Source organism: Paraburkholderia sp. (assembly GCF_024281035.1).
Classification (GTDB): Bacteria; Pseudomonadota; Gammaproteobacteria; order Burkholderiales; family Burkholderiaceae; genus Paraburkholderia.
The window spans coordinates 1-26,029 of record NZ_JAMXLH010000063.1; the positions used below are offsets into that span (position 1 = coordinate 1).

The window sequence follows — 26,029 nt, forward strand, 5'->3', positions numbered from 1 at the left end:
TGTCGCGCACGCTGCCGTCGCCCGCCAGGTAGAGCCGCCCGCCCAGTTCCTCGGGGAAATAGCCCGTGCGGTAACGTTCCGGATTGCCCCACACGTTGCGGATCATCGCCGGCCACGGACGCTTCACCACCAGGATGCCGCCGTTGCCGTTCGGCACGTCCTGGCCCGTTTCGTCGACGATCGCCGCCATGATGCCCGGCAGCGGCAGCGTGCACGAACCCGGCACCAGCGGCGTCGCGCCCGGCAGCGGCGTGATCATGTGGCCGCCCGTTTCGGTCTGCCACCACGTATCGACGACCGGGCAGCGCGCGCCGCCCACGTTCTCGTAGTACCACACCCATGCTTCCGGATTGATCGGCTCGCCAACCGAGCCGAGAACGCGCAGCGACGACAGGTCGTAGCTCTTCGGATGTACCTTCGCATCGGCTTCCGACGCCTTGATCAGCGAGCGGATCGCCGTGGGCGCCGTGTAGAACACGCTCACCTTGTGCTTCGCGATCATGTCCCAGAAGCGGCCCGCGTTCGGATACGTCGGCACGCCCTCGAACACCACCTGCGTCGCGCCGAGCGTAAGCGGACCGTACACGATGTAGCTATGGCCCGTGACCCAGCCGATGTCGGCCGTGCACCAGAACACGTCGGTGGGCTTCCAGTCGAAGGCCCACTTCATGGTCAGCGCGCACCACAGCAGATAGCCGCCCGTGCTGTGCTGCACGCCCTTCGGCTTGCCCGTCGAACCCGACGTGTAAAGGATGAACAGCGGATGCTCCGCGCCCACCGGCACCGGCGCGCAGGTGTCGCTTTCGGCCTGCGAGAGTTCGTGCATCCAGTAGTCGCGGCCCTCGTGCCATGCAACCTTGCCGCCCGTGCGCTGGTACACGATCACGCTGTGCACCGCTTCGCAGCCGCCCATCGCGAGCGCTTCGTCGGCGATGTTCTTCAGCGGCAGCGCCTTGCCGCCGCGCATCTGCTCGTCGGCGGTGATGAGCGCGACCGCGCCCACGTCGACCACGCGCTCGTTGAGCGACTTCGACGAGAAGCCGCCGAACACCACCGAATGCGTCGCGCCGATGCGTGCGCACGCCTGCATCGCAACCACGCCTTCAACCGACATCGGCATATAGATCACGACGCGGTCGCCCTTCTTCACGCCGCGCTTTTTGAGCGCGTTCGCAAAGCGCGATACGCGCGCGAGCAGGTCGCGATAGGTGACGTGGGTAACGGTGCCGTCGTCGGCTTCGAAGTTGATCGCAACGCGCTCGCCAAGGCCCGCTTCGACGTGACGGTCGAGACTGTTGTACGAAGCGTTGAGTTCGCCATCCTCGAACCACGTGTAGAACGGTGCGTTCGATTCGTCGAGCACCTTCGAGAACGGCTTGTGCCAGCTCAGGTTCTCGCGCGCCAGGCGCGCCCAGAAGCCCTCGTAATCGCGCTCGGCTTCCGCGCACAGTGCGTTGTAGGCGTCCATGCCGGAAACCGTCGCGTTCGCCACCATTTGCGCGGATGGTGCGAAAACGCGGTGCTCGTGAAGAACCGATTCAATCGTTGCCATCGAGGACCCCTTCGTGAAATGAAACGTCAAACGCGTGGGCACGCGCAGCAACTTCCGTGCGCGCGCCGTCTCCGAACGCCACCTCGCCTTGCGGGCGGCTCTATTGTTGCTGGCACGCGTGTCGTCGCCTTGACACGTGCCCTTTCACGCGGACCTTTGCGCGCGCACTGCTGCGGCAGTGCAGCATGCTGCTGGACACGTCGCGTGGCCCGTCGTGCGAGCGAACAAGGTTAAGCGTACCAACTTACCGTCCACTTACGCACCCACACCTTCGAGGGTAAATCCTGCAGGTGACGCACCGACAGGCCGGCACTTAGAATGCTAACCGACCTGTGCGCCCGGATTCCAGCTTGAACCGCTACTCTCTTTTTCTCGTCGCCGCGATGCTCCTCGTGGGCAGCAACGTCGGCATCGGCAAATCGATCGTTTCGTTCGTTCCCGTTCCGCTCTTTGCGCTGCTGCGTTTCGTCGTCGCCCTCGCCGTGCTCTGGCCGCTCCTGCGCGTAGCGAAGATGCGGCGCGTCAAGCGCAGCGAATGGATCAATCTCTTCCTTCAGGCACTCTTCGGTACATTCGGGTTTACGCTGCTTATGCTCGGCGGCGTGCATCGCACGAGCGCGGTCGCCGCGGGCGTTATCACCAGCACCATCCCCGCGATCGTCGCACTGTTCTCCTGGCTCTTCCTGCGCGAACGGCCCGATTCGCGCGCGTTCGTGTCGATTGCACTCGCCATCGCGGGCATCGCTGTCGTCAACCTCGCACATACTGGCAACGACAGCGCACCGCAATCGCTCGCGGGCAATCTGATGGTGCTCGGCGCCGTGTGCTGCGAATCGCTCTATGTGATTCTCTCGCGCCGTCTCACGCAAACGCTCGAAGCCATCGATATCTGCGCCTACACACATCTTTTCGGCTTTCTGCTGATGCTGCCCGTGGGTCTGCCTGACGCACTGTCGTTCGATTATTCGAGCGTGCCGCCCGGCATCTGGGGGCTCTCGCTCTGGTATGCGCTCTCCGCGAGCGTGTTCTCGTTCTGGCTCTGGATGAAGGGAATCCGCCATGTGGCGGGCAGCGTCGCGGGCGTGTTCACAGCCGTGCTTCCCGTGGCGGCGGCGATCTACGGGATCGCGTTTCTCGGCGAGCGGCCCACGCCCGCGCACGGGATCGCACTCGCCTGCGTGATCAGCGGCATCGCACTTGCGAGCGTCAAGACGAAGCGCGTGCCGCCCGTCTCGTCCTGAGGCGCCGCACGGCCCGGCATGCCGCGCCGCCCGTCCCGAGACGGCCCAGGCCGCCGACGCTGTACAATAGCGCGCCCGGTCCATGCGGCGCGCACCCGCCGGCGGCGCCCTGTTGCGTTGCTGTGTGCTGCGTGCGCGGCGCGGCGGCCCCGCCCGTAATTCGCCATCGTCACTGCCCATGTCCGCTGCACATCCACGACCGCCTCACGCGGGTCAAGCTCCGCGCCGCCCGCACCTCCTGCCGCGCGTCATCTTCATGAGCCGCTGGCTCCAGGTGCCGCTCTATCTCGGCCTCATCGTCGCGCAGATTGTCTACGGCGTGCTGTTCCTGAAGGAAGTCTGGCACCTCGTCAGTCATGCGACAACGCTCGACGAAACGAGCATCATGCTCGCCGTGCTCGGCCTGATCGACGTCGTGATGATCTCGAATCTGCTCATCATGGTGATCGTCGGCGGCTATGAGACGTTCGTCTCGCGCATGGGCCTCGAAGGCCACCCCGACGAGCCCGAATGGCTCGATCACGTGAATGCCGGCGTGCTCAAAGTGAAGCTCGCCATGGCGCTCATCAGCATTTCATCCATTCATCTGCTGAAGACCTTCATCAATCCGGATGCCGTTTCCGCGCACACCGTGTTGTGGCAGGTGATCATCCATATCTCGTTCCTCGCATCCGCGCTGATCATGGCGTGGATCGACCGCCTCACCACGCACACGCATCCCCAGCATTACGAGGCACTGGCCGCGCGGCATCCGGCGCCGGAGACCGTCGCTGCCGAATGAAGCAGCACCCATAACACGATTACACCCCCGCACTCACTGAAGCCAGCCATGACCGTCATTAAACAGGAAGACCTGATCCAGAGCATCGCGGATTCGCTGCAGTACATCAGCTACTACCATCCGCAGGACTACATCGAAGCGCTCGGTCGCGCGTACGAGCTCGAAAAGAGCCCCGCCGCGAAGGACGCCATCGCGCAGATCCTCACGAACAGCCGCATGTGCGCCGAAGGCCACCGCCCGATCTGCCAGGACACCGGCATCGTCACGATCTTCGTGAAGGTCGGCATGGACGTACGGTGGGACGGCGCCACGATGAGCCTCACAGACATGATCAACGAAGGCGTGCGCCGCGGTTACACGCACCCGGACAACGTGCTGCGCGCGTCGATCGTGAACCCGCCCGAAGGCGCCCGCAAGAACACGACCGACAACACCCCGGCCGTGATCCACTACGAGATCGTGCCGGGCGACAAGGTCGACGTGCAGGTCGCAGCCAAGGGCGGCGGCTCGGAGAACAAGTCGAAGTTCGTGATGCTGAATCCGTCGGATTCGATCGTCGACTGGGTGCTCAAGACCGTGCCGATGATGGGCGCGGGCTGGTGCCCGCCGGGCATGCTCGGCATCGGCATCGGCGGCACCGCTGAAAAGGCGATGCTGATGGCGAAGGAATCGCTGATGGAGCCGGTCGACATTCAGGACATCATCGAGCGCGGCCCGAAGGACTGGATCGAAGAACTGCGCGTCGAGCTGCACGAGAAGGTGAACGCGCTCGGCATCGGCGCACAGGGCCTGGGCGGTCTCGCCACCGTGCTCGACGTCAAGATCATGGCTGCGGCCACGCACGCGGCGTCGAAGCCCGTCGCGATGATCCCGAACTGCGCCGCGACGCGCCACGCGCACTTCGTGCTGGACGGCTCGGGCCCGGCGAAGCTCGAAGCGCCCTCGCTCGACGCCTGGCCGAAGGTCAACTGGGAACCGAACACCGAGACCAGCAAGCGCGTCGATCTCAACACGCTCACGCCGGAAGAAGTCGCTTCGTGGAAGCCGGGCCAGACGCTGCTGCTCTCGGGCAAGATGCTCACGGGCCGCGACGCCGCGCACAAGCGCATCGCCGACATGCTCGCGAAGGGCGAGAAGCTGCCCGTCGACTTCAAGAACCGCGTGATCTACTACGTCGGCCCGGTCGATCCGGTGCGCGACGAAGTGGTCGGCCCGGCCGGTCCCACGACCGCCACGCGCATGGACAAGTTCACCGAGATGATGCTCGCGCAGACGGGCCTCATTTCGATGGTCGGCAAGGCCGAGCGCGGCCCGGTCGCCATCGAGGCGATCAAGAAGCACAAGGCCGCGTACCTGATGGCCGTGGGCGGCGCAGCCTACCTCGTGTCGAAGGCGATCCGCGGTGCGAAGGTGCTCGCGTTCGGGGATCTCGGCATGGAAGCCATCTACGAGTTCGACGTTCAGGACATGCCGGTGACGGTTGCCGTCGATTCGTCGGGCACCTCGGTTCACCAGACCGGCCCGAAGGAATGGCAGGCCAAAATCGGCAAGATTCCGGTCGCTGAGGTTTAATGCGCAGCGTACGCGCATGAATCGCATGATTCGGATCGGCTTGCGCCGATGAGAAAAAAACCGGGGCCGAGCGTCCCGGTTTTTCTTTTTGCGCGGTAACGCGAGCCGCCTCGAGACTGATTTTGCGACTGATGCCCACGCGCCGCGCCGCGGGAATGCGCTCCGGATTTCGCCTTGGCATTTGCCTGTGCAGCGTTTATTGTTCATGACCAGAGCCCGGCCACCAAGGAAGGAAAACATCATGCAAGGCGACAAGAAGGTCATCGAATACCTGAATGCGCAGCTCAAGAACGAGCTGACCGCCATCAATCAGTACTTCCTGCACGCCCGCATGTACAAACACTGGGGGCTCGAGAAGCTCGGCAAGCACGAATACGACGAGTCGATCGGGGAAATGAAGCACGCCGACATGATCATCGAGCGCGTGTTCATGCTCGACGGCCTGCCGAACCTGCAGGATCTGCACAAGCTTCTGATCGGCGAGGAAACCCGCGAAATCCTCGAATGCGACCTGAAACTCGAACAGATTTCCCAGGCCACCTGCAAGGAAGCGATCGTCTATTGCGAGTCCGTGCGCGACTTCGTTTCGCGCGAGATCTTCGTGACGATCCTCGACGACACCGAAGAGCACATCGACTGGCTCGAGACCCAGCTTGATCTCATCGACAAGGTCGGCATCCAGAACTACCAGCAGTCGGGCATGGGTTCGGTAGAATCCTGATCGCCGTCTTGCCGTTACGACGCATTCGCCCACCTCGCGGATGCGTCCCCACTATCCTGCGCCGAATCTCTTGAACGTCTCGCCCCGCTCCAGCGCCCTGCCCGTCGGCATCTTCGATTCCGGCCTTGGCGGCCTGTCCGTGCTGCGCGCCGTGCGAAAGCTCCTGCCTGACGAACAGCTCGTCTATGTGGCCGATTCGCGCTACGCGCCTTACGGGCAGCGCGACGACGACTTTATCGCCGACCGCACGCTCGCCATCGGCCAATGGCTGATGGCGCAGGGCGCGAAGGCGCTCGTAGTGGCCTGCAACACGGCCACCGCCCAATCCATCGAATTCGTGCGCGAGCGGCTGCCCATTCCGCTCGTCGGCGTGGAGCCCGGCATCAAGCCAGCCGCGCTGCGCTCGAAAACGCGCGTGGCGGGCTTGCTCGCAACCCAGGTTACGCTGCGCAGCGCGCGCTTTCAGGCGCTCCTCGAACGCCATTCCGCCGGTCTGCGCGTGCTCTGCCAGCCCGGCCACGGGCTTGTCGAAGCCGTGGAGCGCTGCGACGTGGGCTCCCCGGCACTCATCGCACTGCTGCGCGGTTATCTCCAGCCGATGCTCGACGCAGGCGCCGATACGCTCGTGCTCGGCTGCACGCATTATCCGTTTCTCGATACGGCGATCCGCTCGATCGTCGGCGAGCAGATGACGCTCATCGACACGAGCGTCGCCATCGCGAGGCAACTCGAACGCGTGCTGACCCGGGACGGACTGCGTGCGCCCGCGACCGGCGATGCACCCGCGCCCGCGCGTTTTTGCTCGACGAACGACGGCACGCACCTGCACATGCTGGCAGCGGCGCTGCTCGGCATCGATGCACAGGTCGAATCCGTGCGGATTCCGTCGCGGCGCACGCTCGAACTGGAAACCAACGCGGCCTGACTTCGCCATCCCTCGCTGCGGCACCCGTCGGCCGCACGCAGTCTTTTCCGCCCCCGTTTTGTCTGTTCCGCAACGGCTCGGCGAAATGGCAAGACCCTGCTAAGTACCCGGTTTTGTTACAAAAATTCCGTTAAAGTGCTTGCTACATGCATCAAACAGAATGATAATAATTCGCATTACGGCCCTCTATCGTGCTCCATCATGATTGTCTGTGTGTGCAAGTCCGTCTCCGACCGAAAGATCCGCGCCTCCATCGCCGAAGGCACGGATTCATTCGACGACCTGCAGTTCGAACTCGGCGTTGCGACCTGCTGCGGCAAGTGCGAAGAATCGGTTCGTGAAGTGATGGCGCAAAGCGGCGCCTGCGGCAGCGGTGCCTGCGGTAGCGGTTGCTGCGGCGGCGCCCAGCAGCGGCTTCCGGCCGCCGTGCCCGTGACCGCCCTGGTTCCTGTCTACGAGCCCCAGGCCGCCTGAACATCGCGGCGCGCACAGCGCCGCTTCCGTACCCGTCTGTACCCGTCTGTACCAACAGCCAGCCAGTTTCACGACCAGCCAGCGACCATTCATCCTGCTCCAGGGAGGCCTCAATGGAATTGCTGATTGGATTCGTGACTACGCTCTGCATCTCGGTGTTGATCTTTCGCGATTGACGGTGCTTCGCACGTCGCCGCCCGCACCGAGCCGTGACACGCCACGGCGATGCACCCTTCTTCCGGCGACAAACGTACTCACGCGACAGATGCGATCGTCGTAAGCCGATTCAATGTTCGTTATCCTGATCGTCATTCGGGCGAGAAGGCTCGAATCATCTAGACGTCGATGCGTCTATACGTCGCTGCGGTTTCCGGAAACCCGGGATCGTCAACCCTTCCGCACGCCAGCGACATGCAACCCGCGCATTCGCGCCGTACAAAGTAAAAGGCCTCCATCGTCAGATGAAGGCCTTTTTTCGTGCGCACGCAGCGCATTCGGGCGGTCTCGACGCTCACCGTCGGCCAGTTCGCGTCAATACATGCGACATGCCGTGGGCAACACGGACAGCGCTTTCAGCCCTGAAGGCTCGCTATGATAGCGGCCATCAAATCCCACACAAGACCGGTCTTGGCGAGACGGAATTCAATATATTCCTCTCGCCTCGCGCATTCAAGACTTCGCCCATTGAAAGTAACGATTGCCGGCGACGCTTAAATGCAAAAAAACATGACCTCCCAACATGCGCGCATACGCTGCGGCTTTACGCATCGATCGATAGCGCTTCGCAGCTTCGTGCGCTCAGGTGTGCGTCTCTCGATGACGTTCCTGCAGCGGCGCAATGTCGCTGCGCAGCGGACACTCCTGCTGCAGGCTTTCATCGACATCGAGCACTTCAACGAGGTAATCGACGAACGCACGCACCGCGGGCACCATCCCCTGCCGCGAGAGAAACACCGCGTAAAGCTGAGGCGTCGGCAGCGTCCAGCCCGGCATGACCGGCGAGAGCTTGCCCGAGCGCAGCGCGGCGCCGTACATCATCTCGGGCAGCGCCGCGATGCCGAGGCCCGCGAGCGCGGCTTCGCGGATCGTGGTGAGATCGGCCGAGATGAGGCGCGGCTCGTGCTCGTGCGCGTGGCGCGTGCCGTCCGGCGCGATGAGCTGGAAGACGTGGCGGCCATCGCCCGTGGGCGTATCGAGTGTTTCGAAACGTGCGAGATCGCCGGGCGTGAGCGGCGGCGCATTCTGCGCAAGCAGACTGGGCGCGCCCACGAGCATCTGCTCCGTGCGCCAGAGCGGACGCACCACGATGTTGGCATTCTGCGGCGGCTCGGAACGCACGCGCAGCGCAACATCCACCGAGTCCTCGAACAGATCGATCACGCGGTTCGTCACGCGCATCACGACCCGCACTTCGGGGAAGCGATGCATGAAATCGGGGATGATCTGCGAAAAGATGGTCTGCGAAAGCGTGACCGGCACGCTCACGCGCACGGTGCCGCGCGGCGACGAGCGCAACGACTGCACGACGTTGACCGCCGCCTGGGCCTCGGCGAGCATGGCGCGGCAATGCTGATAGAAAAGCTCGCCCGCTTCGGTGAGCGCAAGCTTGCGCGTAGAACGCTGCAGCAGGCGCACGCCGAGCAGCGATTCGAGTTCGCTCACGCGCCGCGACAGACGCGACTTCGAAATGCCAAGCGCGCGTTCGGCCGCTGAAAAACCACCGTGCTCGACGACCTGCGAGAAATACATCAGGTCGTTCAGGTCATGTGAGTCGATCTTCATTTCATCGTTCCAGCGATGGGACAATCAATTGCGTAACGGCTGTCAAAAGGCCTAAAACGGCTACCTATAATAACCGTTTGTTTCGCATATCGAGCAACGCTCACTGTTCGGAGAGGATCCCCATGACGACGACCCGCACCATCGAACGCATCTTTCCCGCCGTTCGCACGACCGAGGGCGCGGGCTTTATCGTTCATCGACCGTTCCCGACGCGAACGCTGATGGACTTCGATCCGTTCCTGCTGCTCGACGAAATGGGCCCGATCGACTACGCACCCGGTGCTGCGAAGGGCGCCCCCGATCATCCCCACCGCGGCTTCGAGACGGTCACGTACATGCTCGAAGGGCGCTTCGCTCACAAGGACTCGGCGGGGCATTCGGGCTCGCTCGGCCCTGGCGACGTGCAGTGGATGACGGCCGGCGCCGGCGTGATCCACAGCGAGATGCCCGACCCCGAATTTGCGCGAACCGGCGGCCGCATTCATGGCCTGCAGTTGTGGGTCAACCTGCCTGCACGCGACAAGATGATCGCGCCGCGCTACCAGGAACTGCCCACCGCAAGCATTCCGGTCGGCCGCTCGGCCGACGGCAAGGTCTCGGTGAAGGTGATCGCGGGCGAGGCGCTTGGCGTCAAGGCGGCCATCGAAACACGCACGCCCATCCTCTATCAGCATTTCACGATCGCGCCGGGCGGCCGCGTCGAGCAGCCGGTGCCGGCCGCGTGGCGCGTGTTCGCCTATGGCCTCTCGGGCGCGGGATATTACGGGCGCGACGGCGAGCGCGGCGGTGAGCGTGTCGAAGCCCAGCAGATGGTCGCGTTCGCGAATAACGGCGATTCGGTCGTGCTCGCCGCGCCGGACGATGCGGCCGAACCACTGGAGGTGCTGCTGATCGGCGGCGTGCCGCTTCACGAACCGGTCGTGCGCTACGGCCCGTTCGTGATGAACACGGAACAGGAAATCCGCGAGGCCGTGGCCGACTACCAGTCCGGCCGCATGGGCCGCATCGCGCACTGACGCATGGCGTGCTGAGCGCGGCCAGCGAGAACTTTCCGCCGTTACTTTCGCTTTCCGTCACAATAGCGGTTCGAGGGACGCGCGCAGCGCGTCCTTTCCCCTATCCGTTGCCCGTACCACCCGTGAGGAGTGCATGGCCGAACCCGCTGTCAACGCCCACATCGGCTCGACCGACTATCAGGTTCAATTCAACGACGGCACCCATACGTGGATCGCCGACGAACCCGCCGCGCTCGGCGGCGGCGACCGCGGCCCCTCGCCGTTCTCGCTGCTGCTGTCCAGCCTCGGCGCCTGCACGTCGATCACGCTCAAGATGTACGCGAAGCGCAAGGAATGGCCGCTCGAAGGCGTGCACGTCAACCTCACGATGGTGAACAGCGCTCTCGGCGCGACCATCGACCGCCAGATCAAGCTCGAAGGTACGCTCACGAGCGAGCAGCGCGAACGCCTCCTGCAGATCGCCAACGCCTGTCCGGTCCACAAGATCCTCACGCAGTCGGTGACGATCCGCTCGGGTCTGGTGGCCGTCTAGGCGGCGCACACGGAAATCGTCACAGGAAGCCGCCGACTTGAATTTCGAACACCTCATCCAGATCAACGACCCGCTGAACCCGCTGGTCCCGCAAATGACTCGCGATCAGTTGTGGGAGGGCCTCGTCCTGCGGGCCGAGCAGCCGCAGCTGTTCGTGCTCGGTCTCGATAGCTGCACGATCCTCTCGCGCACCGAAAGCACGCTGGAGCGCGAGCTGCACTACGGCCACGCGACAGTGCGCGACCGCGTCACGCTCACGCCCGGCCAAAGCGTGCGCTACGACATTCTCGCGACCGCGACGTATGTCGGCGGTTCGCTCACGATGACGATCGAAGCGCCCGACGAAGACCAGCTCTTCCTGCGCTTCGCGTACCGCACGACCCTGCCCACCGCCGATACCGAAGACGACCGGCAGACCTCGGAAATCGTGAAGTCCGCGTACCGGGAATCGGATATCGATACCGTTCGACTGATTCGCCAGTTCGTGCTCGGGCCGGGCGAACCGGATGCGCTGCAGCACTGAACGACGTCACGCGTAAGCAATGCAGCGGGTGAAGTGCGGCGCGGGCACGCCATGGCATGCCATGCCATGCCATGCCATGCCAGCTTCACCTGCTTACGCTGTCCGCCACTATCGCCGCGCAAATCTAATACTTATCCTCGACTTGCAAATGCGAACGATTATCATTTATGATTGATCCATCGAATCGAGGAAGGCGTCACGTTCATGACCGGCTTCAATCACTCAGCCACGCTCACCTTGCGCCGCACGAGCGGCGCAAGCAGTAGCTCAAGCGGCTCTATCAGCCCACGCGTCACGGCGCCGAGCGCCGCTCAATCGCAACCGGCCGCATCGGCGCAACCGCTCGACAGCACGGCGCTGCTGCAAGGGCACAGCCATGTGAGCATCGTGCATAACGGCGAGGCGTATCAATTGCGAGCCACGCGGCTCGGCAAGCTGATTCTCACCAAGTAGGACGTACCGGGTTTTGTGGGGATCGCCTCCAATCGCGAGGCGTTAGGCAATAGCCAGTCGAGACGGCTTGCACGCGAATCCTGACCCCTTCGTGCAAACATGCTTCATGCGGGCCGTCGCAGCCAGCCACGCCATTTTTTCTCACCGTAGCAAGGACAGAGACAAGACCGGCGCACGCGCGCCCCGCCGCGAACGCGCGCACCGCGCTGCCGACCGCGCTGTCGACCGCCCTGTCTACCGTCTTAAGCGATGCCGAGCGCCGCGATACCCGCGCGCGCCACGGCCGCATCCTGATCCGATTTCACGCCTGAAACGCCGATTGCGCCAATCACGTCGCCATCGACGACGATCGGCACGCCGCCCTCCAGCATGGCTGTGAGCGGCGCGCTCAAGAACGCCGTGCGGCCCTGGCGGATGACGTCCTCATAGAGCTTGCTCTCGCGACGGCCAAGCGCCGCCGTGCGGGCTTTCGATGTCGCCATTTCAGCCGTGGCGGGCGCCGCGCCGTCGAGCCGGCGCAGCCACAGCAAATGCGCGCCCTCGTCCACGACTGCAATCGTCACGTTCCATTGATTCGTGCGCGCATGCGCGATGGCCGCGTCGGCCATCTTCACGATGTCTTCGTCGGTCAATACCGCCCTGGTTCGCATGGTTTGCTCTCCGATCGGTTGAACTGCCGATCAGTGCGCCCAGCCCCAGAACATGAGCCACCACGCACTGTCGACGACGGCAAGCGCAGCCACGAAGCCGATCAACGCCAGACTGCGCTGTCCGAGCCGCTGACTGTATCGGCCGCCGACGCGCCACGCAAGCCAGGCACTCCACAGATTGGCAATGCCGAGAATGGCAATTCGCACGCCCGATGCCCAGTCGAGCGCGAGGTGCTCCGCACGCAGCAGCGCGAGCGTCGTGGCCGACAGGCCGAGGAACACGCCCGCGCCCGCGAGCGGAATCAGGGCCTGCGCGAAGTGATGCAGACGGCGCATCTCGAAGCGCCCGAACACTCTGCTCACACCCGCCAGAATGGCGAGCAGCGCAGTGCCGTATACGAGCGCCGTGGCGAGGATATAGCCGACGATCATCGCGCCGTCGAGCCACGAAAACACATCGTTCTGCTCGGGATAATGCGTGAGCAGGAACCACGGCGCATTCGTGGCGAGCGGCCAGGTGATGTCGCGGTCGATGAGCCAGCCGGCAATCGACTGCTTGACGGCGACAAACCACGGCGAACCGGTCCAGTGGAACGCGCCGATGGCGATGCCGAGGAGACCGTACAGAATCAGTACCGTGTCCCAGCCTTTCGCGTGGCGGTCGCCGAGTTCGACCACCTCGTGCGTGGGCGAGCGCCATGTCAGTTCGATGGCGTCGCGGTGACCCGCGCAGCGGCCGCACATGTGGCACGCGGCGGCGCCCTTCATGTTGCGCAGCGGCAGAAGCGGCGCGCAGTTGACCGGAATCACGCGATGCCCGCCCTGCTCGCCGGACTTGTACGAGCGGCGCCACGCATCCTCGTCGACCTTGTAATAAAACGGCGCGAGACGCGCGAGCAGCGAGAACACGCCGTTGACCGGACACAGGTGGCGGCACCAGACACGCTTTTCGCGGCCATACAGAAAACCGATCACCATCGCGCCGAGCGTCGAGCCGCCCAGCACGAGCAGCACCGCCTTCGGATACTGGTAGACGCTCACGAGCTGGCCGTAGATGGTCGTGAGCCCGAACGCGACGAACGGCCAGCCGCCCCAGCGCATCCAGTGCGCAATGGCGCCGCCGCGGCCATGCTTGCTCGCAAACTCGGAGAGCGCGCCCTCCGGGCACAGCACGCCGCACCAGACACGGCCGAGCAGCACCATCGAAAGCAGCACGAACGGCCACCAGATGCCCCAGAAGACGAACTGCGCGGCGAGCGTGAGATTGTTCCAGAGATGCGCGGTGTTGCCGGGCAACGGCATGAGCGCGGGCACGAGAATGAGGAAGGCGTAAACGCTGACGACGATCCACTGCACGTTGCGGATCACCGCACCGTGCCGCCGCATCCAGAGCCCGACCTGTGCGAGCTTGCCGCGCCGGGCGACCGGCTGCGAGGACACACAACTCATGCTGCTTTCCTCGCACCGATAGCGGCCGCGCGGCCATTTGCGCGACGCACGAGGAGCCACACCACGGCCCAGTACGCAGCGTAGGCAATCAGGTTCATGAGCGCGGGATGTGCGCGATAACCCGTGAGCGTGGCGACGAGCGAGCCGAAGGTGCTCGAATCGTCGAGGATCATCGACGTGTTCCAGAGCCGGTCGACGATCGCAGGCAGGATCTCCTTGTCGATCAGCTTGTCGATGCCGGTCTGGAACAGGCCCGCGCCGAGGAACAACAGCATGATCTCGGTGATGCGGAAGAAGTGGCGCCACGAGAACACCTTGCCGCCCAGTTGCAGCACGTAGAACGTGAGCAAGGCGAGGCCGAAGCCGATCGCGACCGCAAGGTACTGGCCCGCATCGACGTGACCCGACTGGCCAAAGCCGAGCCCGTACAGGAAGATCACCGTCTCGCTGCCCTCGCGTGCGATTGCGAGCGCAACGAGCACGGTCACGCCCCACCAGTTCGCATCGCGCGCGCTCGCTTCGAGCGACTGTTCCATTTCGCGCTTGAGCGTGCGCCCGTGCCGCTTCATCCACAGCACCATCTGCACGATCAGCACGCAGGCAATGAGCACCATCGCCGTCTGGAAGTAATCCTGCCCATCGCCCGAGAGCACCTCGGTGAACCCGACCAGCGCCGCGCCGAGCGCAATCGCCGCGAGTATCCCGAGCCCCACGCCGCCCCATAGATACGGCAGGCCGCGCCGCGCGTCGGCATCGCCGTTTTTCAGCCACGCGTGAAGAATGCCGACGACGAGCAGCGCCTCGACGCTCTCCCGCCACACGATGAACATCACCTGACCCATTCAAGTCCTCCTGCCGCCGGTGCACACGCGGGCGGCGTCACATCGCTACGCCTGTTTCGCCACGTTACTTCGCCGCTTTACTTCGCGACGATCAGGCCTTGCGCCTGATGATGAAAATCGTCGAAGAATTTGTACTCGCCCGGATCGAGCGGCGCGATCACGACGAACGAATCCGCGCCCGGCGCCAGCACCGTTTCCTTGCGCAACTGGACGCTCTCGAACTCGGCCGCGCTCTTACCCGTGTTGTGCACTTCGATCTTGATGCGCTTGCCCGCGGGCACTTCGATGCGCGCGGGGTTCAACTTGCCGTCGGTCATTTCCAGCCTGAACGTCGGCAGATCCGCGGCATGCACGACGCCGGCGAGCGGCGCGAGAAGCGCCGCGCCGAACGCGAGCGCCGCCAACTTTCTGATTCCAGTCATTGTTGTTCCCTGCTCTGTTCTGCGTTTTCGGGCAACGCCGCCGCTACAGCAAGCGACGCCGCCCGCCCTGCTGACTCACCCGCGCGGCTCGGCTTAGTAGCCGCCCTTCTTGCCGATGCCGGCGAACGGGAAGTCGTATTCGATTGTGATCGGCTTGAACCACGGACCCACGCCGGTTTCCTTGTCGACGTGACGGCCGAACGCCATGTTGCCCATCTGCATCGGCGCCTCGACGGTCATCTTCAGGTGATATTTGCCCGGGCCCGCGAGTTTGACGTTGTCGCCGTAATGCGGACCGTCGTTCGCGACCATCGGCATCAGGTCGCCCTTTTGCACGTAGTTCGAGCCGGGCTTCGTCAGTTCGTAGTGGACCTGCAGGTACGGCATCCAGTCGCCCTCGGCAAAACCGCTCGGGTTGTTCTTCACAGCGTGGATGTCGGTTTCGAGGTGGATATCGGAATCCGCAGCCTTGCGCATCATGCCTTCCGGTTCCATCGTGATCGGCTGCAGATACACCGCGCCGATTTCCATGCCGCCCAGAATGTGCTGCTTGCCGATCGGGTATTCGGCCGCATTGGCGCCGCAGGCAGCCGCTGCCGCGGCGATCAGCGCGGTGGCGCGCAAGAATGAGTGGATCCGCATCGAAACTCCTGGCATTTTTATGAGTGAAAGTACAAAAGCAAATGACACAATGTTGCTATGAATGTTAATGCGAACCATTCTCAGTAAGAATGTCAGTGTAGCACTTACAATGGACTACACCAAAGGAAAAATCACGGAAGGCCTGACGGCATAAGGGTCTTGCGCCGCAAGACCCGTGCGGAAACTTACAAGACTGAAGGGTCGTGACGGGCGCGCCGCTTCCGGGGCGCGCTTTTGCCTGGCGGGCTGACCGGTGGGCTGAGATACGAGCTTGGATGCAGGCTGACCGGCTGGCTGAGATGCGGGCCGACCCGCAGTCGAGCGAGAAAGCGCCGCGTACATACGCGGCGCCGCTCAGGCACGAAGAGGCGTGCTCAGGCAGGATGATCGTCGACGTTCGCGCCAAACACGCGCCGGCGCAAGAGTGCGAGCTGGTCGCGCGTCTGCGCGGCCTTTTCGAATTCGAGGTTCTTCGCGTAGTCCATCATCTGCTTTTCGAGCTTCTTGATTTCCTTCGCGATCTGCTTCTCCGACATATCCTCGAACTTCGCGCGCTCCTGCTCCTCGCGCAACTCGGCACGCGCCTCGTCGACGTTGTAGACGCCGTCGATGATGTCCTTGATGCGCTTGACCACACCGCGCGGCACGATGCCGTGCTCCGCATTGAACGCGATCTGCTTCGCGCGGCGGCGCTCCGTTTCGTCGATCGCGCGGCGCATCGAGTCGGTGATGCGGTCGCCGTAGAGAATCGCCTTGCCGTTCACGTTGCGCGCCGCGCGGCCGATCGTCTGGATCAGCGAGCGCTCCGCGCGCAGGAAGCCTTCCTTGTCGGCGTCGAGAATCGCTACGAGCGACACCTCGGGAATGTCGAGGCCCTCGCGCAGCAGGTTGATCCCGACGAGCACGTCGAACGTGCCAAGCCGCAGATCGCGGATGATCTCCACGCGCTCGACCGTGTCGATATCGCTATGCAGGTAGCGCACCTTCACGCCGTGATCGGAGAGGAATTCGGTGAGCTGCTCGGCCATGCGCTTCGTGAGCGTCGTGACGAGCACGCGCTCGCCCGCGGCCACGCGCTCGTTGATCTCGCCGAGCACGTCGTCGACCTGGGTCGAAGCGGGCCGCACTTCGATCACCGGATCGACGAGGCCGGTGGGCCGCACGACCTGTTCGGCGATCTGCCCCGTAACCTTCTTCTCGTAATCGGCAGGCGTCGCCGACACGAAAACCACCTGGCGCATCTTGCGCTCGAATTCGCCGAATTTGAGCGGCCGGTTATCGAGCGCCGAAGGCAGCCGAAAGCCGTAATCGACGAGGTTTTCCTTGCGCGCGCGGTCGCCGTTGTACATGCCGTTGAACTGGCCGATCAGGACGTGGGATTCGTCGAGGAACATCATTGCGTCGCCCGGCAGGTAATCGACGAGCGTCGGCGGCGGCTCGCCCGGCGCCGCGCCCGAGAAGTGCCGCGAGTAGTTCTCGATGCCCTTGCAAAAGCCGAGCTCCTGAAGCATTTCGAGGTCGAAGCGCGTGCGCTGTTCGAGCCGCTGGGCCTCCACGAGCTTGCCTTCGGTATGGAAGAATTCGAGCCGGTCGCGCAGTTCGGTCTTGATGGTTTCGACGGCGCGCAGCACGGTTTCGCGCGGCGTCACGTAGTGCGACGACGGATACACAGTGAAACGCGGAATTTTCTGGCGCACGCGGCCCGTGAGCGGGTCGAACAGCTGCAGCGTTTCGACCTCGTCGTCGAACAATTCGACGCGCACGGCCATTTCGGCGTGCTCGGCCGGAAAGATGTCGATGGTGTCGCCGCGCACGCGGAACGTGCCGCGCTGGAAATCCTGCTCGTTGCGCGTGTACTGCATCGCGATCAGCCGCGCGATGACTTCGCGCTGGCCGAGCTTGTCGCCGTGGCGCAGCGTGAGAATCATCTGGTGATACTCGGACGGATTGCCGATACCGTAGATCGCCGACACGGTCGCCACGATCACGACATCGCGCCGCTCCATCAGGCTCTTCGTCGCGGAGAGGCGCATCTGCTCGATGTGCTCGTTGATCGACGAATCCTTCTCGATGAAGAGATCGCGCTGCGGAACATACGCTTCCGGCTGGTAGTAGTCGTAGTACGAGACGAAATACTCGACGGCGTTGCGCGGAAAGAACTCGCGGAACTCCGAGTAGAGCTGCGCGGCAAGCGTCTTGTTCGGCGCGAACACGATGGCCGGACGGCCGAGGCGCGCGATCGTGTTCGCCATCGTGTAGGTCTTGCCCGAGCCCGTCACGCCGAGCAGCGTCTGGAACGCGAGGCCGTCGCCGACGCCTTCGACGAGCGTCTCGATGGCCGTGGGCTGGTCGCCCGCCGGCGCGTACGGCTGATAAAGCTCGAACGGCGAACCGTCGTACTGGACGAACTTCGATTCGTCGAACACGGGCGCGTCGGCAACGGTCTGGTCGGACATGGGGGCGACATCCTCTGCCTGGGGCAAAGGACTATTCTAGCGTTTTGCCGACGTCCGGGCCGGGGGTGGAATCGGGCGCGGGAACGGTGGAAGGACGTGCCGCGCGGCGGACGACGAGCGCGCCAGCGCCGTCTGCCCGCGCAACGGAGCACGATTTTGCGCACGAGCGTGCTCACGAAACGCGCCCCAAAACGTGTCCAAAAGGGACGCAAAGCAACCGCTGCGGGCGAAAAGGCGTCACAGATTCGTTACAATAGCGCCTTGCGTGGCCAGCCGGCTGCGCCGTCCGCGCCCTCTCACGCGCGGCGGCGAGAGAGCAAGCGCAAGCGGCCACCCACGTGTCCATCCCTGACTATTGCCGAACCATCATGTCCCTCTTTTCCGCTGTCGAACTTGCCCCTCGCGACCCGATCCTCGGTCTGAACGAAGCCTATAACGCCGATGCGCGCACCACCAAGGTGAACCTCGGCGTGGGCGTCTACACCAACGAGGAAGGCAAGATTCCGCTGCTGCGCGCGGTGCGCGAAGCGGAAAAGGCCCGCGTCGAAGCCGGATTGCCGCGCGGCTATCTGCCGATCGAAGGTCTGGCTGCCTACGACGCCGCCGTGCAAAAGCTGCTGCTCGGCAACGATTCGCCGCTGATCGCAGCCGGCCGCGTCGTGACGGCGCAGGCGCTTGGCGGCACGGGCGCGCTGAAGCTCGGCGCCGACCTCCTCAAGCGCGTGAACCCGAACGTGAAGGTCGCGATCAGCAACCCGAGCTGGGAAAACCATCGCGCCCTCTTCGAAAGCGCAGGCTTCGAAGTCGTCGCCTACCCGTACTACGACGCGCAGACCAACGGCGTGAACTTCGAAGGCATGCTGGCCGCGCTGAACAGCTACGCGGCGGGCACGATCATCGTGCTGCACGCATGCTGCCACAACCCGACCGGCGTGGACCTGACCATCGACCAGTGGAAGCAGATCATCGAAGTCGTGAAGGCGCGCGAACTCGTGCCGTTCCTCGACATCGCCTATCAGGGCTTCGGTGACGGCATCGCTGAGGATGGCGAGGTCGTGCGCCTGTTCGCTGCTTCGGAACTGAACGTGTTCGTTTCGTCGTCGTTCTCGAAGTCGTTCTCGCTGTACGGCGAACGCGTCGGCGCGCTGTCGATCATCACGAACAGCAAGGAAGAATCGACCCGCGTGCTCTCGCAGCTCAAGCGCGTGATCCGCACGAACTACTCGAACCCGCCGACGCACGGTGGTTCGGTGGTCGCCGCAGTGCTCGGCTCGCCGGAACTGCGCACGATGTGGGAAAACGAACTGGGCGAAATGCGCAACCGTATCCGCGCAATGCGCACGGGCCTCGTCGAGCGCCTGATGACCGCCGGTGTGGATCGCGACTTCAACTTCATCAACGTGCAGCGCGGCATGTTCTCGTACTCGGGCCTGACGGCGGCGCAAGTCGACCGCCTGCGCGAAGAGTTCGGCATCTACGCCGTGAGCACGGGCCGCATCTGCGTGGCCGCGCTGAACAACCGCAATCTCGACGTCGTTGCCAGCGCTGTCGCGCAAGTGCTCAAGTAAGCTTGTTTGAACGCGTGCCGTCTTGATAGACGGCACGCGCATTCGAGGCTGAATAAAAACGGCGCCCGTCTGAATGACGGGCGCCGTTTGCATTTGAAGCCCGGTTTTGAGAGGCCGCAACACGCGGCAATGTGGCGTGTCCGAACGTGCCTAGACGGCTCCCTCGCCCTCTCCCGGCTTCGGATGCGCGCGGCCATCGCGATGAATGTCGTGCGTGACGAACCCGGCGTCGTTATCGGGCTTGTCGAGCCACCCCGGCTGCGCAAGCGACGCACGAATGTCCTGCAAGCCGCTATGCCAATGTTCGCGCATGGTCGAAGTGCCGAACTGATAGTCCTTGAAGTGGCCCTCGTACTCCTTTTGCCGGTAGATCAGATGGACCACGTTGTATTTCTTCGAGCACGACAGCTCCTCCGCCAGCTCGACCCATGGATCCTGCTGATGCTCGGTCGCCACGCGGTCGAGCACTTCGCGCAACACATGGCGAAAGCGCTGCGAGCGCTGGAGCATGTCGGTCACGAGACGCGTTCGGCTCGAATACTGGATGTCCTTCATGCGCCCCTGGACATCGGTGATGCTATCGGGCACCGGGCCGCGCGCGCTCCATAAATCAACCTGGAAGGCGAGCGTATCGCGGCGCGGCGTGGTCTGGATCACTTCGTAGAGCGGCGTGTTCGACACGAGGCCGCCGTCCCAGTAGTACTCGCCGTCGATCTCCACGGCCGGGAAGCCGGGCGGCAGCGCACCCGACGCGATGAAATGCTCGGGGCGAAGCTTCGTCGTGGTGTTGTCGAAGTAGACGAAGTTGCCATTGCGCACGTTGACCGCGCCCACCGAAACACGCGTCTCTTTCGAATTGATGCGGTCGAAGTCGCACAAACGCTCGAGCGTGTCCTTGAGCGGGCGCGTGTCGTAATAGCTCGCCCGCTCCGGATGGCCCGACGCGTGCGGCATGGGCGGCGGGAAACGCGGCACGAAGAAACCCTTTTGCCCTTCGACGAGCGCGCTCGCCGCCTGCATGGCCGTGAACGTCTTGCGAATGGCGTCGCCCGAATTGAAGAGCGCGTGTTCCACGAATGCAGGCAGCTGCACGCTATAGGCGGGCTGGCAGATCGTCTCCCAGAACTCGCGCAACCGCGCGACGCGAAGCTCAGGCGGATTGCCCGCGATGATCGCCGTATTGAGCGCGCCGATCGAAATACCGGCGATCCAGTTCGGCGCGATGCCGGCCTCGGCGAGGCCCTCATAGACGCCAGCCTGATACGCGCCGAGCGCACCGCCGCCCTGCAATGTGAGCGCGACGGTTTCCCACTGCGCGGACTCGCCGCCGCAGTAGTGCGAACGCGGCCGCGGCGCGGCGCCGGTATGCACGCCGGTCTCGTCCGCGACGGCGCTCTGCGGAGCCTGCTTTTTACGTTGCGCCATGGCCGCGCCCTCCCTCTTATTGCATGAACCAGCCGTGGCTGACGACGAACGACTGGCCGGTGAATGCCGCGCTCGGGAATGCGCTGAGGAACAGCACAGTCTGCGCGACATCGTCGACGGTCGTGAACACGCCATCCACCGTACCGCCCAGCATCACGCGCTTGACGACTTCCTCTTCGGAAATACCGAGTTCTTTCGCCTGTTCGGGAATCTGTTTGTCGACGAGCGGCGTGCGTACGAAGCCCGGGCACACTACGTGCGAGCGCACGTTGTGCTTCGCGCCTTCCTTGGCGAGCACGCGTGCCAGGCCGAGCAGCGCATGCTTGGCGGCGACATACGCCGACTTGAGCGGCGACGCCTCGTGCGAGTGCACCGAGCCCATGTAGATCACGACGCCGCCGCGATCGTCCTTGTACATGTGCTTGAGCGCCGCCTTGGTGGTGAGGAACGCGCCGTCCACGTGGATGGCCTGCATCTTCTTCCAGTCGGCATACGCGTAGTTTTCGATCGGATTCACGATCTGGATGCCCGCGTTCGAAATGAGAATGTCCACCGAACCGAACTCGGCCGCGACACGGTCGATGCCCTGATTCACCGCGTCCTCGCTCGTGACGTCCATCGCGACGCCCATCGCCTTGCCGCCCGCCGCCTTGATCTCTTCGGCAACGGCGTCCGCGCCGCTCTGGTTGAGGTCGGCAATGGCGACCGCCGCGCCCGCTTGTGCGAGCGTGAGCGCGATCTGCTTGCCGATACCGCTGGCCGCGCCGGTAACGACAGCGACCTTGCCGTCGAGCTTGGTGTTGAGTGAAAGAGACGACATCGAGCACCTCCAGGTAGTAGACGAGATCAGACCTCGACACGCTAACGCTGTCAAACTGGCCAGATGGCCTATGCCTTCCGGCGGCGTTATGCGCCGCAGCCAACCGCGCTATTGTGCATGAAGGTATCCGCATCCTGCACGGTGCCGCGCAGCGCGCCACGGTGCCGCGCGTATACCTTGGGCAGGCGTTAATATCGTGCTTCTTTTACGGGAGACATTCATGAATTATCGGCGACTGGGCCGTTCCGGCCTGCAAGTGAGCGAACTGTCCATCGGCTCGTGGGTCACGTACGGCAACCAGGTCGATCGCAGCCTCGCGCGCGAATCGCTCGCCGCCGCACGCGATGCGGGCGTCAACTTCTTCGACAATGCCGAGGGGTACGCAGGCGGCAAGTCCGAAGAAATCATGGGTGAGGCGCTCAAGGAACTCGCGTGGCCGCGCGTGAGCTATGTCGTGTCGACGAAGTTCTTCTGGGGCTTGAGCGAAGGGCCGAACCAGCACCACACGCTCAACCGCAAGTACCTGCACAACGCCATCGACGGCTCGCTCAAGCGGCTTCAGCTCGATTACGTCGATCTGGTGTTCTGCCATCGGCCCGATCCGAACACGCCCGTCGAGGAAACGGTCTGGGCGATGAGCGACATGATCGCGCGCGGCAAGGCGCTGTACTGGGGCACGTCGGAATGGAGCGCCGACGAAATCCGCGCGGCGTGGGAAATCGCCGAGCGGCATCATCTGCACAAGCCGGTCATGGAACAGCCGCAGTACAACCTGTTCCACCGCCGCCGCGTGGAGGACGAATACCGGCGCCTCTACGAAGACATCGGTCTCGGGCTCACCACCTGGAGCCCGCTTGCCTCGGGTCTGCTCACGGGCAAATACCGCGACGGCGTGCCCGCAGACAGCCGCGCGCAGCTCGAGGGCTACGACTGGCTGCGCCCGGCGCTCACCAACGCGGACAAGAACGCCATCGTCGCGAAGCTCGCCGGGCTCGCCGCACAGATGGGCTGCACGGTCGGCCAGCTCGCCATTGCGTGGATTCTGAAAAATCCGCACGTGAGTACGGTGATTACCGGCGCGTCGCACGTCGCGCAGATCAAGGAGAACATGCTCGCACGCGACGTCGCCGCGACAATCACGCCGGAAATCAAGCAGCAGATCGAGGAGATCGTCGGCGACGCTTACGAGTGAAACGCGCCGCGCGCGCGTCAGGAGCGGCGCATGCGGTCGGGCCGTGTCGTGTCGTGTACTTGCGTACGTCGCGTACCCTGGGTCGCGTACCGTGCGTCGCGTACAATACGCGGCCTTGCAGAAACAATTCCGTCACGCGCTGCCCTGACTGCCCTGGCAAGCGGCGCGCGCTACGTGAAGCGTTGCGCTCCCCTCTTTTAGTCCGATCTTCCGCCCACCCATCATGCTGAGCTACCGCCACGCGTTCCATGCAGGCAACCATGCCGACGTGCTGAAACACGCCGTTGTCGTGCAACTGCTGCGCTATCTCGACAAAAAGGACAAGGCGTACTGGTACATCGACACCCACGCGGGCGCAGGCGCGTACGCGCTGCGCGAGGGCTACGCCACGAAGACCGCCGAGTTCGAAACGGGTATCGCGAAGCTTTGGGGACGTACCGATCTGCCGGCCGTGCTCGCCGAATATGTGGAGGAAGTCGCGGCGCTCAATCCCGATGGCGAGCTGCGCTTCTATCCGGGCTCGCCGTATCTGGCCTGGCGGCTGATGCGCGAGCAGGACCGCATGCGGCTCTTCGAGCTGCACAGCACGGAGATCGAAGTGCTGCGCCACCGTTTCCGCGATGCGGGCCGTCGCGTGATGCTTTACGACGGCGACGGCTTCGAGGGCATCAAGGCGCTGCTGCCGCCGCCGCCGCGCCGCGCGCTCGTGCTGATCGATCCCTCGTTCGAGGACAAGCGCGACTATGCGCGCACGCTCACGTGCGCCGAGGAAAGTCTCAAGCGCTTCGCGAACGGCACGTATGCGATCTGGTATCCGCAGGTCACGCGCCCCGAGTCGCAGCGCTTTCCCGAGCAGCTCAAGCGCCTGCAGGAGAAGAACTGGCTACATGTCACGCTCACTGTAAGCGAGCCGCCAGCAGACGGCTATGGCCTGTACGGCAGCGGCATGTTCATCCTGAACCCGCCGTATACGCTGGTGGCGGCGATGAAAGAGACGCTGCCCTGGCTCGTGAAGACGCTCGGCCAGGATCAGGCCGCGCAGTTCAAGATCGAATCGCGCGGCGACTGAAACCGGCGCGCGCGGTGATTCGCGGTGATTCGCGGTGATTCGCGGTGACTCGCGGTGACTTGCGGTGACTCGCAGTGACTAATACCCGCGCAGCTTATTGCGCCGGCGCCACCTGTGGCGTCGGCAGTGGTCTGGAGCGCGGAGGTCTCGGGCGCGGCGGTCTGGGCCGCGTTCCGCTATCCGGCACCGCGATGTACGGCGCGACGACATAGGGCGTCGACGAGTCCGGCGCGAGCCCGGCCGGCGCAGCCGGCTGATGCGCCGCAACCATCGGCTCGTGCGAAAGCGGCGCGTTTTGCAGCACCATCCCCTTCTGACCGTCGATGATTCCCCGCTGCGTGTCGAGTATCAATGGCTGGCCGTCCGCATAAGCGGCGGCATGCGCCAGCGCCAGCACGCCTGCCATCGCGGCGGCGGGCAGCCAGATGGTCAAAGGCTTGCGGTCTATGCGATCTATGCGGCCTGTCTCCATGGACTCCCCCGAAATATGCAGTTTCACCAGCTATGTCGGCAAAACTCAAAAAAGACTTTACCTTACCGCGGTGTCAAGGTTCAGACTGCATGTGCTGACCGGGGTGGTCATCGCGAGAACGGGGTGCGCCAGAAATGACAAAGCCCCGCAATGCGGGGCCTGAGACAGTACCAGCTGGCGTGCGGCTTACGACGTGTAGCCGTCCGACTCCAGCGAGCGGATACGCTGCTCGAGTTGCACGATATCCGACGACGAGGCGAGCCACTCTTCGCGGCGACGACGTTCTGCGGCTTCAAACCAGTTACTCAGGGCTTCAAGAATGTAAGCAAACATGATGTTGTTCTCCAAGGATGTGTGGATCCCCGGTGCATCGTTCATCAGGGATTACCCTAACTAGGGAATACCCTCATTATAGTCATGTTTTGGAATTTTGCTAGCCCGTCGCCCGAATGCAGTGCAACCCCGGCTGGCAAGCCCAAACTTAGAGCAACCTGCAACATATTGATTTTATGTATATTTTTCACAGACGCCGATCAGCAGCAAAGCCAAGGTGCATAAAAATGCACCAAATTGACGCACCTGATACGCCGGGTTGCGACAATTTGCCGACGCGGGTTGCACCCGAACCGGGCCGGCGGTCAAACCTGCGCAGGCGTCGCGGGCTGCGATTCGGCGAGCTGCTCAAGAATTGGGCAATCCGGCCGATCGTCGCCATTGCAATGGGCCGCCAGATGAGTGAGCGTGTCACGCATCTGGGTCAGCTCGGCGATGCGCTGGTTCAGGTCGGCTACATGCGCGAGCGCGATTGCCTTGACCTCGGCACTCGCGCGCGAGCGGTCGTGCCACAGCGCGAGCAGGAGGCGGATGTCGTCGACCAGGAAGCCCAAACGCCGCGCCTGGCGCACGAATCGCAGCACATGCACTTCCTCCATGCCGTAGACGCGGTAGCCAGACGCCGTGCGGCCCTTTGGCGCAAGCAGGCCGACACTTTCGTAGTAGCGGATCATTTTCGCCGTGACGCCCGATTCGCGCGCCGCTTCGCCGATGTTCATGCTGCACTCCTGCATGCGTTCGATGCATCGATCGTACACCTTCCCATTGTGGGAAGGTCCAGCGTTCAAGCGGCTACCGGCTGGCATAATCTGCCGGCGGCCCCATATCGGCTCAGTACCGTTTAGTAGTTGAGTCCTCCCCCCAGCAAAAGGAAGAAGCGATGATCCAGTTCAATGTCGAAGGCATGACTTGCCAGCACTGCGTGGGCGCCGTCACCCGCGCGATCCAGGAACACGACGCTGCCGCGAAGGTCGAGATCGATCTGGCCACGGGCCGCGTGAGCGTCGAATCGAGCCAGAGCGCCGATGTGCTGAAGGCCGCGATCGACGAAGCCGGTTACACGGTCAAATCGGTCAATGGCACGGTCGGCGGCGCGTCGCACGCCTGACGCGTCAAC

Annotated in this window: 27 protein-coding genes; 14 read left to right on the plus strand and 13 right to left on the minus strand. The window is 63.8% G+C overall.

The features are described 5' to 3' along the window. The coding region (gene acs / locus Q0L30_RS20740) for an acetate--CoA ligase (protein WP_296660527.1) at positions 1 to 1,552 on the minus strand (1,552 nt) is incomplete at its 3' end. Between the two features lie 350 nt (positions 1,553 to 1,902). Between acs and Q0L30_RS20745 the strand changes: the two genes are divergently transcribed. The 6 genes from Q0L30_RS20745 (at position 1,903) to Q0L30_RS20770 (ending at position 7,266) form a co-directional block, all read left to right on the plus strand. Next, positions 1,903 to 2,793, plus strand: a complete 891-nt coding sequence (locus tag Q0L30_RS20745; RefSeq protein ID WP_296660529.1) for a DMT family transporter — start codon at positions 1,903 to 1,905, stop codon at positions 2,791 to 2,793. A 178-nt stretch (positions 2,794 to 2,971) separates the two neighbouring features. Further along, positions 2,972 to 3,574 carry a TIGR00645 family protein gene (locus tag Q0L30_RS20750; RefSeq protein WP_296660532.1) on the plus strand — a complete coding sequence of 201 codons (603 nt, stop codon included), beginning with the start codon at positions 2,972 to 2,974 and terminating at the stop codon, positions 3,572 to 3,574. Between the two features lie 48 nt (positions 3,575 to 3,622). Next, entirely contained in the window at positions 3,623 to 5,146 is a 1,524-nt protein-coding gene (locus Q0L30_RS20755; protein WP_296660534.1) for a fumarate hydratase, read from the plus strand. 241 nt (positions 5,147 to 5,387) lie between these two features. Then, a complete protein-coding gene (gene bfr, locus Q0L30_RS20760) occupies positions 5,388 to 5,867 on the plus strand; it encodes a bacterioferritin (protein WP_296660537.1) in 480 nt (159 codons plus the stop codon). 40 nt (positions 5,868 to 5,907) lie between these two features. Continuing rightward, positions 5,908 to 6,792: a glutamate racemase gene (gene murI / locus Q0L30_RS20765; RefSeq protein ID WP_296660538.1), complete on the plus strand. Its 885-nt coding sequence runs from the start codon at positions 5,908 to 5,910 to the stop codon at positions 6,790 to 6,792. Between the two features lie 201 nt (positions 6,793 to 6,993). Then, positions 6,994 to 7,266 carry a (2Fe-2S)-binding protein gene (locus Q0L30_RS20770; protein WP_296660541.1) on the plus strand — a complete coding sequence of 91 codons (273 nt, stop codon included), beginning with the start codon at positions 6,994 to 6,996 and terminating at the stop codon, positions 7,264 to 7,266. 798 nt (positions 7,267 to 8,064) lie between these two features. Here the strand turns inward: Q0L30_RS20770 and Q0L30_RS20775 are convergent. Then, the gene (locus Q0L30_RS20775) at positions 8,065 to 9,048 is read right to left on the minus strand and encodes a LysR family transcriptional regulator (RefSeq protein WP_296660544.1); all 984 of its coding nucleotides are present in this window, start codon (positions 9,046 to 9,048) and stop codon (positions 8,065 to 8,067) included. 122 nt (positions 9,049 to 9,170) lie between these two features. Between Q0L30_RS20775 and Q0L30_RS20780 the strand changes: the two genes are divergently transcribed. From Q0L30_RS20780 to hemP, 4 genes are all read left to right on the plus strand, one after another. Beyond that, positions 9,171 to 10,064: a pirin family protein gene (locus tag Q0L30_RS20780; protein WP_296660546.1), complete on the plus strand. Its 894-nt coding sequence runs from the start codon at positions 9,171 to 9,173 to the stop codon at positions 10,062 to 10,064. Positions 10,065 to 10,197: 133 nt separating this feature from the next. After that, on the plus strand, positions 10,198 to 10,596 hold the full coding sequence (locus Q0L30_RS20785; protein ID WP_296660547.1) for an OsmC family protein: 399 nt from the start codon (positions 10,198 to 10,200) through the stop codon (positions 10,594 to 10,596). 37 nt (positions 10,597 to 10,633) lie between these two features. Further along, complete coding sequence (locus Q0L30_RS20790; RefSeq protein WP_296660550.1) at positions 10,634 to 11,119, plus strand: SRPBCC family protein; 486 nt, start codon at positions 10,634 to 10,636, stop codon at positions 11,117 to 11,119. A gap of 204 nt (positions 11,120 to 11,323) precedes the next feature. Then, positions 11,324 to 11,572, plus strand: a complete 249-nt coding sequence (gene hemP / locus Q0L30_RS20795) for a hemin uptake protein HemP (protein ID WP_296660688.1) — start codon at positions 11,324 to 11,326, stop codon at positions 11,570 to 11,572. 242 nt (positions 11,573 to 11,814) lie between these two features. On the opposite strand, the gene Q0L30_RS20800 is transcribed toward hemP, so the two are convergent. From Q0L30_RS20800 to uvrB, 6 genes are all read right to left on the minus strand, one after another. Then, entirely contained in the window at positions 11,815 to 12,222 is a 408-nt protein-coding gene (locus tag Q0L30_RS20800) for a heme-binding protein (protein ID WP_296660551.1), read from the minus strand. Between the two features lie 30 nt (positions 12,223 to 12,252). After that, positions 12,253 to 13,671 (minus strand): 4Fe-4S binding protein, encoded by a 1,419-nt coding sequence (locus tag Q0L30_RS20805; RefSeq protein ID WP_296660554.1) that lies wholly within the window; start codon positions 13,669 to 13,671, stop codon positions 12,253 to 12,255. After that, positions 13,668 to 14,513, minus strand: coding sequence for an FTR1 family protein (locus Q0L30_RS20810; RefSeq protein ID WP_296660556.1), 846 nt, complete (start codon positions 14,511 to 14,513; stop codon positions 13,668 to 13,670). The genes Q0L30_RS20805 and Q0L30_RS20810 overlap by 4 nt, the downstream gene beginning before the upstream one ends. 77 nt (positions 14,514 to 14,590) lie before the next feature. Further along, entirely contained in the window at positions 14,591 to 14,935 is a 345-nt protein-coding gene (locus Q0L30_RS20815; RefSeq protein ID WP_296660559.1) for a cupredoxin domain-containing protein, read from the minus strand. Positions 14,936 to 15,028: 93 nt separating this feature from the next. Then, positions 15,029 to 15,577, minus strand: coding sequence for an iron transporter (locus Q0L30_RS20820; RefSeq protein ID WP_296660560.1), 549 nt, complete (start codon positions 15,575 to 15,577; stop codon positions 15,029 to 15,031). Between the two features lie 374 nt (positions 15,578 to 15,951). Then, the gene (gene uvrB / locus Q0L30_RS20825; protein ID WP_296660562.1) at positions 15,952 to 18,033 is read right to left on the minus strand and encodes an excinuclease ABC subunit UvrB; all 2,082 of its coding nucleotides are present in this window, start codon (positions 18,031 to 18,033) and stop codon (positions 15,952 to 15,954) included. Between the two features lie 368 nt (positions 18,034 to 18,401). Between uvrB and Q0L30_RS20830 the strand changes: the two genes are divergently transcribed. Next, positions 18,402 to 19,601, plus strand: coding sequence for an amino acid aminotransferase (locus tag Q0L30_RS20830; RefSeq protein WP_296660567.1), 1,200 nt, complete (start codon positions 18,402 to 18,404; stop codon positions 19,599 to 19,601). A 150-nt stretch (positions 19,602 to 19,751) separates the two neighbouring features. Here Q0L30_RS20830 and Q0L30_RS20835 read toward each other — a convergent pair whose 3' ends face one another. Together Q0L30_RS20835 and Q0L30_RS20840 are read right to left on the minus strand one after the other, a co-directional pair. Then, positions 19,752 to 21,026 carry a patatin-like phospholipase family protein gene (locus Q0L30_RS20835; RefSeq protein ID WP_296660570.1) on the minus strand — a complete coding sequence of 425 codons (1,275 nt, stop codon included), beginning with the start codon at positions 21,024 to 21,026 and terminating at the stop codon, positions 19,752 to 19,754. 16 nt (positions 21,027 to 21,042) lie between these two features. After that, positions 21,043 to 21,846 carry a 3-hydroxybutyrate dehydrogenase gene (locus tag Q0L30_RS20840; protein WP_296660573.1) on the minus strand — a complete coding sequence of 268 codons (804 nt, stop codon included), beginning with the start codon at positions 21,844 to 21,846 and terminating at the stop codon, positions 21,043 to 21,045. A 220-nt stretch (positions 21,847 to 22,066) separates the two neighbouring features. On the opposite strand from Q0L30_RS20840, the gene Q0L30_RS20845 reads away from it, so the two are divergent. Continuing rightward, entirely contained in the window at positions 22,067 to 23,038 is a 972-nt protein-coding gene (locus Q0L30_RS20845) for an aldo/keto reductase (protein WP_296660575.1), read from the plus strand. Between the two features lie 223 nt (positions 23,039 to 23,261). Further along, the gene (locus Q0L30_RS20850) at positions 23,262 to 24,107 is read left to right on the plus strand and encodes a 23S rRNA (adenine(2030)-N(6))-methyltransferase RlmJ (RefSeq protein ID WP_296660578.1); all 846 of its coding nucleotides are present in this window, start codon (positions 23,262 to 23,264) and stop codon (positions 24,105 to 24,107) included. A gap of 94 nt (positions 24,108 to 24,201) precedes the next feature. On the opposite strand, the gene Q0L30_RS20855 is transcribed toward Q0L30_RS20850, so the two are convergent. The 3 genes from Q0L30_RS20855 to cueR all read right to left on the minus strand — a co-directional run bounded on the left by Q0L30_RS20855 (position 24,202) and on the right by cueR (position 25,631). After that, entirely contained in the window at positions 24,202 to 24,513 is a 312-nt protein-coding gene (locus Q0L30_RS20855; RefSeq protein ID WP_296660690.1) for a hypothetical protein, read from the minus strand. A 252-nt stretch (positions 24,514 to 24,765) separates the two neighbouring features. Further along, positions 24,766 to 24,912, minus strand: a complete 147-nt coding sequence (locus tag Q0L30_RS20860; RefSeq protein ID WP_296660580.1) for a DUF3563 family protein — start codon at positions 24,910 to 24,912, stop codon at positions 24,766 to 24,768. Between the two features lie 305 nt (positions 24,913 to 25,217). Continuing rightward, positions 25,218 to 25,631 carry a Cu(I)-responsive transcriptional regulator gene (cueR, locus tag Q0L30_RS20865; protein ID WP_296660583.1) on the minus strand — a complete coding sequence of 138 codons (414 nt, stop codon included), beginning with the start codon at positions 25,629 to 25,631 and terminating at the stop codon, positions 25,218 to 25,220. A 161-nt stretch (positions 25,632 to 25,792) separates the two neighbouring features. On the opposite strand from cueR, the gene Q0L30_RS20870 reads away from it, so the two are divergent. Further along, positions 25,793 to 26,020 carry a heavy-metal-associated domain-containing protein gene (locus Q0L30_RS20870; protein ID WP_296660585.1) on the plus strand — a complete coding sequence of 76 codons (228 nt, stop codon included), beginning with the start codon at positions 25,793 to 25,795 and terminating at the stop codon, positions 26,018 to 26,020. Positions 26,021 to 26,029: the final 9 nt, after the last annotated feature.